Source organism: Streptomyces sp. NPDC015125 (assembly GCF_043080045.1).
GTDB lineage: Bacteria > Actinomycetota > Actinomycetes > Streptomycetales > Streptomycetaceae > Streptomyces.
On sequence record NZ_JBIBVF010000019.1, the window covers coordinates 190,491 to 201,679 of the forward strand.

The following is an 11,189-nucleotide window of genomic DNA, read 5'->3' on the forward strand; positions in this document are numbered from 1 at the left end:
AACTCCCGGCGATCGGCCGGACGTGCGAAAACTAGCTTCGGTTGCCGACTGGAGGTGACCTTGCGATGACGATCTGTGCCACTGAGGACGCCAGGGCGCGGGACATGCGGGATACGCGGGACGACGCGCACCGCGCGGCGCTGACGATCGCCGCCGACGGTTCGTACGCCGCCCGGCTCGCCCGTCACGACGACGCCGCCGGGAGCTGGTTTCCGGAGCGCTGGACGCTGAGCGGCCCCGAGCCGTACGCCGTGCCGCTGCAGGGCACCCAGCCCGAGGAGCCGGACAGCGCGCTGCTGCCGCTCACGGACGGACGGGTGCTGATCCTGCGTCGGGTCGCCGACCGTTTCGCCGTCTCCCTGCTCTACCCGGCGGGCCCCGGCACCGGTGAACTCCTGCTGGGCGCCGTGCACGCCCCCGAGCTGACCCTGCTGCCGCCCGCCCCCGGCGGGACACGGGGCTACGCCCTGGCACCCGAGGCGCACACGACCGCTCTGTGGCTGCTGCACGGCGGCGCGGACGGCCCCGAGCGGGTGGCCCGGATCCCGGGACGCTGTACGGGGGGCGTCTGGCTGGACCGCGGCGGCCGGCTGCTGGCGCTGGACCGGGAGACGGACGGCCGGACGAAGACCGTGGTGGTCGATCTGGAGCGGGGCGGCGAGAGCGGCCCGCTGCTGCAGATCACCGAGGAGAGCAACGACCGGCTGCTGCTCGCCGATCCGGACAGCGGGCTGCTGCTCGTACGGTCGGACGCCCCGGGGCACGACCGGCTGGGCTGGGCCGTACTGGGCAGCAGTCTGCCGGTGCGCTTCCCGGAGTGCCTGCGCCCCGCTCAGGCAGCTCTCACACCGTTCGCGATGCAACCGGGACAGCTGCTGGCGCCGGAGAGCTGTGCGGTGGCGTTCCGGATGGCTGCGGCGAACGGTACGTGGCTGGGTGTCTGGCGGCCCGCGGAGCGGCAGTTGCAGCACTTCCCGGCGCCGGAGGGATGGCTGGTGGGAGCCGGACTGTGGACGGCGGGCGGCGAACTGCTGCTGCCGTACGCGACGGGGGCGGAGCCGTGTGGAGTGGCGCGGATGGCCGTACCGCTGGGGCCGGCGGAGCAGGTGGGGCAGGAGGAGCAGGCGGGGCCCAGGCGGCCGGTGGAGCAGTCGGGGCCGAGGCGGCGGGTGGATCCGCCGGAGCAGGCGGTACAGCCGGTAGCGCCGCAACCGCCGGTGCAGCCGGTAGAGCCGGTGCAGCCGGTGCAGCCGGTGCAGCCGGTGCAGCCGGTAGAGCCGGTGCAGCCGGTACAGGGGGCGCAGGGAGCGCCTTCCGGGGCGGTCGCCGGGATGGCCGCCGGGCCGGTCGCCGGGAGCGGCGGGAGGATTGTCCTGGATGCAGCGGAAACCGACAACCGCTCCACAGCATCTGCACAACCCCGGTCCGCGCCCACGGAACCGCGGCATCTCCCCGCACATCCTGGAATGTGCAGGCCAGTTCCCTTGCAACAGGCACCTCTGGCGGCACGGTAGACCCGGTGGAGCGCGATTTCCGGCCCCGTTAGAATTTCGGGCGGGGGCTACGCAGCCGGTTGACCGGCCACCGACAGTGCCGCTCGGGTCAGCCTTTGCGGTCGTCGGGCGAGGTCCCGATGCGTACAGCTGTAAGCGATTTGACGGAGTGACTCTTTCCATGTCCGAAGCCCGAACCGACACGACCCAGGCGCGCCCCCAGGAGGCATCCGCCCAGGCCGCCGAGGCCGCAAGCTCCGGCAAGCACCGTGGCCCGGCCGCCGCTGAGGAGTCCGACTCCACCGCCCATGGCCGGCACCGCCGGGACAAGCAGCCGCAGGACGCGTAAGGCCGGTCCGGCGAGTCCTGACCGCCGACCGTACGAACGGCCGTGGCTGCCGCACCGCATCGTCGCGGGCGGCGGCCACGGCCGTTGTGCACGGTGCGTCGCGCGGCGGGGTCAGTCGTGCTTGAGGGCCAGTACCTCGGCCGCCGCGAAGGTCTCGTCCGGCGGGCGCTGCGCGTAGTACGGGGTCAGCAGTTCATCCAGCTCCTCGAAGCTGAAGAGATCCTTGGTGGTGTCGAACTTGGCGGCGATCCGCGGACGTTCGGCGATGGCGACCATGCCGCCGTGCACAACCAGCAACTGGCCGTTGACCCGGGCCGCGGCCGGAGAGGCGAGATAGCCGACGAGCGGTGCGACATGGTCGGGCGCGAGCACATCGAGCCCGCCCTCGCGGCCCTCCCCGGCCTCCCCGGGCTCCCGGCCCCCCGGATGTGCGGGGAGGCCGGCGAAGACATCCTCCGTCATACGGGTACGGGCGCGCGGGCAGATCGCATTGGCGGTCACGCCGTATTTGCCCAGCGCCAGGGCCGTGGAGGTGGTCAGGCCGACGATGCCCCCCTTGGCCGCCGCGTAGTTGGGCTGGCCCGCCGAGCCCGCGAGGAACGCCTCGGAAGAGGTGTTGATGATCCGGCCGTGCACCGGACCGCCGGCCGCCTTGGAACGCTCGCGCCAGTGGGCAGCGGCGAAGTGGGTGGTGTTGAAGTGGCCCTTGAGGTGGACGCGGATGACCGAGTCCCACTCGTCCTCGGTCATCGAGAACACCATCCGGTCGCGCAGGATGCCCGCGTTGTTGACCAGGATGTCGAGCCGTCCGTACGTCTCGACCGCCAGCTGCACGAGTGCGCGGGCGTCTTTGTGGTCGGCGACGTCACCGAGGTGGGCGACGGCCCGGCCGCCCGCCGCACGGATCTCGGCGGCGACGTCCTCGGCGGGCGCCGCCGAGGCCTCGCCCGAGCCGTCGCGGCCCGGCTGCCCGTAGTCGTTGACCACGACGGATGCGCCGAGGCGGGCGAGTTCAAGGGCCTCGGCGCGGCCCAGGCCGCGCCCGGCACCGGTGACGATCGCGGTGAGGCCCTCCAGTGGCTGTGCCATTCCTGTCCTCTCCAGTCTTCTCGGAGCGCGGTGGGGTGCAGTGGGGTGCGGTGGGGTGCGGTGGGGTGCGGGGGTGCGGGGGTGCGGTGGGGTGCGGGGGTGCGGGGGTGCGGGGGTGCGGGGGTGCGGTGGGGTGCGGGGGTGCGGTGGGGTGCGGGGGTGCGGCGCGACGGTGCGCGCCGTGAGCCGGCCGTGGGTCGGCCGTGAGCTGTGAGTCGGCCGTGGGTCGGCCGTGAGCTGTGAGTCGGCCGTGAGCCGGCCGTGGGCTGTGGGCGTCAGATCTCGATGCAGGTGCGCAGCGAGGTCCCGGAGCGCATCTGGTCGAGCGCGTCATTGATCTCGGAGAGCCGGACGCGATGGGTGATCAGGCCTTCGAGGTCGATCCGGCCGGCCCGCCACAGGGCGATGGCCCGCTCGTAGGAGCGCAGCACATCCGCGCCGCCGTACAGGGACGGCAGGATCCGCTTCTCGTCGAAGAACAGCTCGAACATATTGACCTGGAAGGTGTCGTCCATGGCTCCCGCGCCGACCACGCACAGGGTGCCGCCGCGCCGGGTCATCTCGTAGGCGGTGCGGGCGGTGGCGGACTTGCCGACCACCTCGAAGACGTAGTCGAAGCCCTCCCCCGCGGTGATCCGGGCCTTGGCGTCGGCGAACTCCTCCGGTGCGACGGCTTCGGTCGCGCCGAAGCGCAGCGCGGCCTCCCGGCGGGCGGGGACCGGGTCCACGGCGATGATCTGGGCCGCGCCGCAGGCCTTCGCGCCCTGGATGACGGAGATGCCGACGCCGCCGCAGCCGATCACCGCTACCGAGGACGCGGCCTCCACCTTGGCCGTGTTGAGGGCCGCGCCGAGCCCGGTGGTGACTCCGCAGCCGATGAGCGCGGCGATGTCGTAGGGGACATCGTCCGGGATCGGCACCGCGCAGTTGGCGGCGACCACGACCTCCTCGGTGAAGGTGCCGGTGCCGGCGAAGCCGAAGACCTCCCCGCCGGGGCGCCGGAAGTTGGGCGTGCCGGCGTTCATGAAGCCGGCCAGGCACAGATGGGTCTGGCCGCGCTTGCAGGACGGACAGCCGCCGCAGGCGGGCAGCCAGCACATCAGGACGCGGTCGCCCCGGTCGAGCCCGGTGACGCCGTCGCCGACGTCGAGGATCTCCCCGGCGCCCTCGTGCCCGGGGACGAAGGGGGCGGGCTGCGGCAGCACCCCGTTCATCGCCGAGAGGTCGGAGTGGCACAGACCGGTCGCCCGGATCCGGATCCTGACCTTGCCGGGGCCAAACCCCACCGCCTCGATGTCGTCGAGGACTTCGAGCTTGTCCTGCCCTGTCTCGTGTTGTACGGCTGCGCGCATGTCACGACTCCTCTCGTACGTACGGCAATCCCGCCCCCGTCCGGACCGGCCGGAGCGACGGCGCGCACCGGACGGCACTCGCCATTGGGTGTCTCCTCAGCTGTGCTCCACCACGGTGTCGGCCAGAACCGGCGCATCGTCGCGGTCGGCGGCCGTGACCGACGCCTGGATCCGGCCGGGCTTTTGCCACAGGCCGATCCGCAGCGTCTCCCCCGGAAAGACCACCCCGGCAAAACGGGTCGTGTACGACCGCACCCGGGCCACCTCGCCACCGAGCAGCGTGTCGACCACCGCCTTGAGGGTGACCCCGTAGGTGCACAGCCCGTGCAGAATCGGCCGGTCGAACCCGGCGAGCTTGGCGAACCCGGGGTCGGCGTGCAGCGGATTCCAGTCGCCGGAGAGGCGGTAGAGCAGCGCCTGGTCCGGGCGGATGTGGCGTTCGGTGCGCAGGTCGGGGGCGCGGTCGGGGAGGTCGAGGCGGGCGGAGGGGCCGCGGTCGCCGCCGAAGCCGCCCTCGCCGCGGACGAAGATCTGGGTGTCGCAGGTCCACAAGGGCCCGTCGTCGTCGGCGACTTCGGAGCGCAGCACGATGACGGCGGCCTTGCCCTTGTCGTACACGGCGGGGACGGACGAGGTCTGGGTGGCGCGGCCGCTCACCGGGAGGGCACGGTGCACGGTGACGGTCTGGCCGCCGTGCAGGACCGCGGCGAGGTCCACCTCGATGCCGGGGGCGGAAAGTCCGCCGGCGAGGGCCATTCCCCCACCCGCGACGGTGGCGAAGCTGGGCAGGACGTGCAGTGCGCTCTCCAGGGTGTAGCGCAGTTCGTCCGGGTCGGTGGCGGGGTGAGGTTTCTCCGGGGTGGCCGCGCCGGCCCCGATGCCGAGGTGGTAGAGCTGGACGTCCTTGTGGTCCCAGGCGAGTTCGGTGGTCCGCGGCTCGGCGGAGGTGGCCTTGGCGGCGTCGATGGGCATGGGGCTGCTTGCTCCTTCACCACGTTGTGAAGACCCCGGCCCGGCCGTCCGCACCGTCGACCGTGCCGGGGTCGTATCTGGTCGGCGCGGCCGCGCTCCGCCGGCATGCCTCGCACACTTCTAGAACGCGTTCTAGCCGATGGTCCTCATGTATAGCTGATCCGTCCGACACCCGGAAGCCCCCTGACGCTCTGTCAGATCCGCTCGGATTCAGGTTGATCCCCTCGGATCCCCTCGGATCCCCTGCGCCGGCGTGCCCGCCACCCGACCTCTGCCGCGCCCAACCGTGACATTTGTCAGGGGGGATCACATACATTCGCCTCTAACGCCCCGCGGCAACTCTCCGTAATGTCATAGACATCGAACGAGAGGCGGGGGTAGGCATGGCACGGACGAAAGGACCGGTCAGCGCTGCGCGCACGACAGGCGGAGCCGCGGCGGTGACCTTCTCCGGGGTGACACGGAGTTACGGCGCGGTCAGGGCCGTGGACGGGCTGGACCTGGAGATCGCGGCGGGCGAGACGATGGCGCTGCTCGGGCGCAACGGTGCGGGGAAGTCCACCACCCTCACCATGCTGCTGGGACTGCTGCCGCCCAGTACGGGATCGGTGCGGCTGTTCGCCGGCACCCCGGAGACGGCGGTACGGGCGGGCAGGGTGGGTGCCATGCTGCAGGACGGCAAGCCCCTTCCGCGGGTCACCGTCCGCGAACTGATCACCTTCGTCGCCGCCACCTACCCCCGCCCCATGGCGGTCACCGAGGCCCTGGAGCTGGCGGGCCTGGGCGAGTTCGGCGGGCGGCGGGTGGACCGGCTGTCCGGCGGGCAGGCCCAGCGGGTTCGCTTCGCGGTGGCGCTGGCCGGCAACCCCGAGCTGCTGGTGCTCGACGAGCCGACCGCGGCCCTGGACGTCGAGGCACGCCGCGCCTTCTGGCGCTCGATGCGCGCGTACGCCCGCCGCGGCAACACCATCGTGTTCTCCACCCACTATCTGGAGGAGGCCGATGAGCACGCCGACCGGATCGTGATGATGGACGGCGGCCGGGTGGTCGCCGACGGCAGCGGCGAGGCGATCAAGCGGCGGGCCGGCGGCACGCTGGTCTCCTTCGACCTCGCGGGCGCGTCGACCGCGCCGCTGGCCGAGCTGCCCGGCGTGAGCGCCGTGGAGGTGCGCGGCGACCGCGCACTGCTGCGGACGACGGACTCCGACGCGACGGTCGTGGCACTGGCCGGGCTCGGGCTCGTCCGCGCGCTGCAGGTCACCCCCACCGGCCTGGAGGACGCCTTCCTCACCCTCACCTCCGGCAACGCCGCCGGCCACGCCCCGGCGCAAGCCGCCACCACCCGGTCCGTGAAGGAGCTCGCGTGATGCTCGACTACATCCGCCTCGAAGTGCGCCGCACCCTGCGCGACCGGGGGTTTGTCATCTTCGGCATCGGGATGCCGGTGCTGATGTACGTGCTGATGACCAACATCGGTGCGGGCCCCGGCGGCGTCGGGATGGAGTGGAAGACCGCATCGATGGTCGGCATGGCCGCGTACGGCGCACTGGGCGCGGCGATCGGCACGGGCACGGGCGTCGCCGAGGACAAACAGCTGGGCTGGCTGCGGCAGCTGCGCATCACCCCGCTGAGCCCGATACGGGTCGTCGTGGGCCGTGGGCTGACCGGCTCGGTGACGGTACTGCCGGCCATCGCCTCCGTGCTGCTGGTGGGCGCGCTGGTCAACGGCGTCCGGATGCCGGCCTGGCAGTGGGCCGCGCTGGCCGGCCTGCTGTGGATCGGCACCGCCCCCTTCACCCTGCTCGGCCTCGGCAACGGCTACCGTCTCTCCTCGCAGTCCACCGGCATGGTCAACACGGGCTGCATGCTGCTGCTGTCGATCATCGGGGGCCTGTGGTTCCCGGCCGAGCTGTTCCCCGGCTGGCTGCGTTCGCTGTCGTCCTGGACCCCCGGCAACCGCTTCGCCGAGCTCGGCCAGAGCATCACCCAGGGCGGCGCTCCGGGCCTGGGCACCGTAGCGGTGCTGGCCGCCTGGCTGGCACTCTTCGGCGGATATGCGGTGTACGCGTACCGTCGGGCCGCACGAACGGTGTGATCGACGATGGTGCAGACCGGGGAAGTGACAGTGCAGCACACCAAGCAGCGGGCCGCCGGTGACGGCGAGCCCGGCGGCGCGGAGGGCGCCGGCGACCGCACGTGCCGGCCGAAGCGGCCGGGCAGGAAGACGGACCAGGGACCGGGCAAGTACGCCTTCCTGCCCTGGCTGCTGATGGGCCTGGGTGCCTTTTCCAACATCATCCAGGGCAAGACGGGCAACCCCTGGCTGGCCGGCCTCGGGCTGCTCGCCTTCAATTCCCTCTACATCAGCGTCGTCTGGTCGTCCTTCAACCCGCGGCTGCGGAACTCCCGCCGCCCGCTCTACGCACTCGGCCTGCTGACCGCCGTCACCTTCGCCATCGCCCTCGGGTTCGGCGGCAACTGGTACCTGTTCTTCCCGCTGCTGTCGCTGGCCTCCGGCACGGTGCGCGCGCTGCGCGGCAAGAAGCTCGCCCTCTGGCTGATCACGCTCAGCGGCACGGCCGGATATCTGGTCGGCTGGCACGGACCCGACCCGTGGGGCTCGTTCGGCATCGGGTACGGCACCTTCCTGTCCGGCACGGTGACGGCCACGGTCCTCAGCCTCTTCGACACCATCCAGGAGCTGAAGACCACCCGCCAGGAGCTCGCCCGCAGCGCCGTCGAGAAGGAGCGGCTGCGCTTCTCCCGCGATCTGCACGACCTGCTGGGGCACACCCTGTCCGTGGTGGTGGTCAAGGCCGAGGCGGTCCGCCGGCTGGCCCCGCGCAATCTGGAGGCGGCGCTCGCCCAGGCCGCCGATATCGAGGCGGTCGGCCGGCAGGCGCTGACCGAGATCCGCGAGGCGGTCACCGGCTATCGCGAGGGCAGTCTGACCACCGAGCTGGACCGGGCCCGTTCGGTGCTGGAAGCGGCCGGCATCGAACCCGTCGTACGGCAGGCGGGACCGCCGCTGCCCCCGCAGGCCGGTGCGCTGCTGGGCTGGGTGGTCCGCGAGGGCGTCACCAACACCGTCCGGCACAGCGGCGCCACCCGCTGCGAGATCGACGTCCACGCCGACGAGGAGCGGGTACGGCTGACGATCACGGATGACGGCCGCGGTCCCGTAAGCTCCGATGCTGCCGCGGCACCCGGGCCGGCCTGGCTTCGCGACCGCGTCCCCGGGCGCGACCGCGTCCCCGGGCGCGGCGGCGATCCGGGCGGGGGCGATCCGGGCGGCGATCCGGGCGACCACGGGGTGAGGGACGAGTTGAGCGGTACGGACGGTGCGCACGGTCCGGACGGCACGGGCCGCCCGGAGCCTGCTGCTGCGCAGGGCTCCGGCGAGCCGGACACCAGGGCGCCGGCCGGCTCTTCGGGACCGGTGGGCGGCACCGGACTGAAGGGGCTGGCCGAGCGGCTGGCCGCGGTGGGCGGCACCCTGCGCAGCGGCCCGGACAGCCGGCGCGGCTTCCGTGTCACGGCGGAACTTCCGGTCGGCACGGGTGATATGGCGGACGTGGAGGAGTTGACCCGGTGATCAAAGTCCTGCTGGCGGAGGACCAGGGGATGATGCGGGGCGCGCTGGCGCTGCTGCTCGACTTGGAGGAGGACATGCAGGTCGTGGCCCAGGTCGCGGCCGGCGATCAGATCGTCGCCGCCGCCCTGGACACCCACCCCGACATCGCCCTCCTGGACATCGAACTCCCCGGCCGCAGCGGCCTGGACGCCGCGGCCGACCTGCGCACACAGCTGCCGTCGTGCAAGGTACTCATCGTGACGACCTTCGGCCGCCCCGGCTATCTGCGCCGTGCGATGGAGGCCGGGGCGTCCGGCTTCCTGGTGAAGGACGGCCCGGTGGAGGAATTGGCGGCGGCGATCCGGCGGGTGCTCGCCGGCGAGCGGGTCATCGACCCCGGCCTCGCCGCGGCGGCGCTGAGCGCCGGCCCCAACCCCCTGACCCAGCGCGAACGCGATGTCCTCACCGCCGCTGTGGACGGCGCCACGGTCGCCGATATCGCCGGCAAACTCCACCTCTCCCAGGCCACCGTCCGCAACTACCTCTCCGCGGCCATCGGCAAGACCGGCACCCGCAACCGTATGGAGGCGGTGCGGGCGGCGCGGCGGAACGGCTGGTTGTAGCGGGGGGGAGGCAGCGGGCCGGAGGGCCCCGCGGCAGGCTCGGTCGTGGGGCGGCTCAGCCATGGGTGGCTCGGTCGTGGGCGTCTCGGTCGTGGGTGGCTCGGTCGTGGGCGGCTCAGCCACGGGCGACTCAGCCGTGGGCGGCGTCGGCCCGTCGCCGGGGCAGCGCGAGGACCATCAGCACGATGCTGCACAGCAGGATCACGGAGCCGACCTGGAAGGCCAGACCGTACCCGGCCGCCAGGGCTTTCGGACCGCCGTGATCCGCCGCGATACGGGACGCGGCGATGGTCGACAGGACCGACAGCCCCAGCGCGCCGCCCATCTGGCGGGAGGTATTGATCAGGCCGGAGACCAGTCCCTGGTCGGCGGGGTCGGCACCGGACGTGGCGATCGCCGCGATCGGCGTCGCGGTCAGGCCCGCGCCCCACGCCATCAGGATGCCGGGGCCGAGGATCGTGCCGAGGTAGCTGCCGTCGACGTCCATCGCCCCCTGCCACGCCATACCGGCCGCGGAGATCACCGCACCGGTGACGGCCAGGGTCTTGGCCCCCACCCGGTTCATCAGCCGCGGTCCGATCTTGGAGCCCAGCACGATGGAGAGCGAGTGCGGGATGAAGGAGAGCCCGGCCTCCAGGGGCCGGTAGCCCAGCACGTTCTGCACGTACAGCGACAGGAAGTACCACATGGAGAACATCGCGGCGCCGGCCAGCACCATCGCCCCGTTCGCCGAGTAGACCGAGCGCACCCGGAAGAGCCCCAGCGGCATCAGTGGAGCCTTGGCGCGCGCCTCGACGGCCAGGAACGCCGCGATCACGACCAGCCCGGCGGCCAGCGGCAGCAGCGCGGAGGCCGAGGTCCAGCCGTCCGTCTCGGTCTGCACGATCCCGTACGCCACCAGCGCGAGCCCGGCGGTCACCAGCACCGCGCCGGGCACATCCAGCCGCCGCCCGACGCCCTGCTTGCTCTCGGTGAGCCACACCACCGCACCGGTCAGCACCAGCGCCCCGACCGGCACATTGATCAGCAACACCCAGCGCCATGACAGGTATTCGGTGAGCACCCCACCGACCAGACCGCCCACCGCGCCACCGCCGGCACCGACCGCCGTCCAGGTGGCGATGGCTCGGTTACGGGCCGGACCGGACGGAAACGACGTGGTCAGGATCGTGAGGGTGGCCGGTGAGAGCACGGCGGCGCCGACACCCTGGACCGTCCGGGCCGCGATCAGCTGCCAGGGCTGCTGGGCCAGCCCGCCGCCCAGGCTCGCGACGGTGAACAGCGCCAGCCCGAGGACGAAGACCCGCTTACGGCCGAAGAGATCGGCGGCCCTGCCGCCGAGCAGCATGAAGCCGGCGAAGGTGATCACATACGCGTTGACGATCCACTGCAGGCCCAGTTCGCTCAGGCCCAGGCCGGTCCGCATGGCAGGCAGGGCGACGTTCACGACGGAGACGTCCAGGACGACCAGGAACTGCCCCGCACACACCAGCAGCATCACCAGCCACGCCGGTGCGGCCGTCCGGCGCGTGGTTTCGGGCATGGTGGCGGGGGCGGCTATCGGCGGCATGCCGCCCATGCTCGCATTCGCCGCTTGCCTCCCGCATCGGTATTTCGGTGCACAGGCCAACTGACCGGAGACCTAGGCGGTGTTTCTCGGATCTTCGGACGTGGGTGGGGTGTTGGGGTCAGGCTGGTTCCATGGGTCGTGGGGATTTAACGAATGCGGAGTGGCAT

At 72.4% G+C, this 11,189-nt stretch carries 10 protein-coding genes; 6 read left to right on the forward strand and 4 right to left on the reverse strand.

What is annotated here, in order from left to right; genetic code table 11:
* Positions 1-65 precede the first annotated feature (65 nt).
* The gene (locus ACF088_RS30900; RefSeq protein ID WP_392379175.1) at positions 66-1,514 is read left to right on the forward strand and encodes a hypothetical protein; all 1,449 of its coding nucleotides are present in this window, start codon (positions 66-68) and stop codon (positions 1,512-1,514) included.
* A 160-nt stretch (positions 1,515-1,674) separates the two neighbouring features.
* Positions 1,675-1,842: a hypothetical protein gene (locus tag ACF088_RS30905; protein ID WP_392379176.1), complete on the forward strand. Its 168-nt coding sequence runs from the start codon at positions 1,675-1,677 to the stop codon at positions 1,840-1,842.
* Between the two features lie 111 nt (positions 1,843-1,953).
* Here the strand turns inward: ACF088_RS30905 and ACF088_RS30910 are convergent, their stop codons facing one another.
* The 3 genes from ACF088_RS30910 to ACF088_RS30920 all read right to left on the reverse strand — a co-directional run bounded on the left by ACF088_RS30910 (position 1,954) and on the right by ACF088_RS30920 (position 5,255).
* Positions 1,954-2,931, reverse strand: a complete 978-nt coding sequence (locus ACF088_RS30910; protein WP_392379177.1) for a 3-oxoacyl-ACP reductase — start codon at positions 2,929-2,931, stop codon at positions 1,954-1,956.
* Positions 2,932-3,206: 275 nt separating this feature from the next.
* Positions 3,207-4,283, reverse strand: a complete 1,077-nt coding sequence (locus ACF088_RS30915) for a Zn-dependent alcohol dehydrogenase (RefSeq protein ID WP_392379178.1) — start codon at positions 4,281-4,283, stop codon at positions 3,207-3,209.
* Positions 4,284-4,379: 96 nt separating this feature from the next.
* Positions 4,380-5,255, reverse strand: a complete 876-nt coding sequence (locus ACF088_RS30920; RefSeq protein ID WP_392379179.1) for a MaoC/PaaZ C-terminal domain-containing protein — start codon at positions 5,253-5,255, stop codon at positions 4,380-4,382.
* 383 nt (positions 5,256-5,638) lie between these two features.
* Between ACF088_RS30920 and ACF088_RS30925 the strand changes: the two genes are divergently transcribed.
* The 4 genes from ACF088_RS30925 to ACF088_RS30940 are packed head-to-tail and all read left to right on the forward strand — an operon-like array spanning position 5,639 to position 9,452.
* The gene (locus ACF088_RS30925) at positions 5,639-6,622 is read left to right on the forward strand and encodes an ABC transporter ATP-binding protein (RefSeq protein ID WP_392379180.1); all 984 of its coding nucleotides are present in this window, start codon (positions 5,639-5,641) and stop codon (positions 6,620-6,622) included.
* Complete coding sequence (locus ACF088_RS30930) at positions 6,622-7,350, forward strand: ABC transporter permease (RefSeq protein WP_392379181.1); 729 nt, start codon at positions 6,622-6,624, stop codon at positions 7,348-7,350. Before ACF088_RS30925 ends, ACF088_RS30930 begins: the two co-directional genes overlap by 1 nt.
* 6 nt (positions 7,351-7,356) lie before the next feature.
* Complete coding sequence (locus ACF088_RS30935; RefSeq protein WP_392379182.1) at positions 7,357-8,850, forward strand: histidine kinase; 1,494 nt, start codon at positions 7,357-7,359, stop codon at positions 8,848-8,850.
* Positions 8,847-9,452, forward strand: coding sequence for a response regulator (locus tag ACF088_RS30940; protein WP_392379183.1), 606 nt, complete (start codon positions 8,847-8,849; stop codon positions 9,450-9,452). Before ACF088_RS30935 ends, ACF088_RS30940 begins: the two co-directional genes overlap by 4 nt.
* 130 nt (positions 9,453-9,582) lie before the next feature.
* On the opposite strand, the gene ACF088_RS30945 is transcribed toward ACF088_RS30940, so the two are convergent.
* Positions 9,583-11,031: an MFS transporter gene (locus ACF088_RS30945; RefSeq protein WP_392379184.1), complete on the reverse strand. Its 1,449-nt coding sequence runs from the start codon at positions 11,029-11,031 to the stop codon at positions 9,583-9,585.
* Positions 11,032-11,189 lie beyond the last annotated feature (158 nt).

What these genes read in the sequence shown, in the direction of transcription:
- ACF088_RS30900 (WP_392379175.1), top strand. Translation starts at nt 66, where the DNA reads ATGACGATCTGTGCCACTGAGGACGCCAGGGCGCGGGACATGCGGGAT.
- ACF088_RS30905 (WP_392379176.1), top strand. Translation starts at nt 1,675, where the DNA reads ATGTCCGAAGCCCGAACCGACACGACCCAGGCGCGCCCCCAGGAGGCA.
- ACF088_RS30910 (WP_392379177.1), bottom strand. Translation starts at nt 2,931, where the DNA reads ATGGCACAGCCACTGGAGGGCCTCACCGCGATCGTCACCGGTGCCGGG.
- ACF088_RS30915 (WP_392379178.1), bottom strand. Translation starts at nt 4,283, where the DNA reads ATGCGCGCAGCCGTACAACACGAGACAGGGCAGGACAAGCTCGAAGTC.
- ACF088_RS30920 (WP_392379179.1), bottom strand. Translation starts at nt 5,255, where the DNA reads ATGCCCATCGACGCCGCCAAGGCCACCTCCGCCGAGCCGCGGACCACC.
- ACF088_RS30925 (WP_392379180.1), top strand. Translation starts at nt 5,639, where the DNA reads ATGGCACGGACGAAAGGACCGGTCAGCGCTGCGCGCACGACAGGCGGA.
- ACF088_RS30930 (WP_392379181.1), top strand. Translation starts at nt 6,622, where the DNA reads ATGCTCGACTACATCCGCCTCGAAGTGCGCCGCACCCTGCGCGACCGG.
- ACF088_RS30935 (WP_392379182.1), top strand. Translation starts at nt 7,357, where the DNA reads ATGGTGCAGACCGGGGAAGTGACAGTGCAGCACACCAAGCAGCGGGCC.
- ACF088_RS30945 (WP_392379184.1), bottom strand. Translation starts at nt 11,031, where the DNA reads ATGGGCGGCATGCCGCCGATAGCCGCCCCCGCCACCATGCCCGAAACC.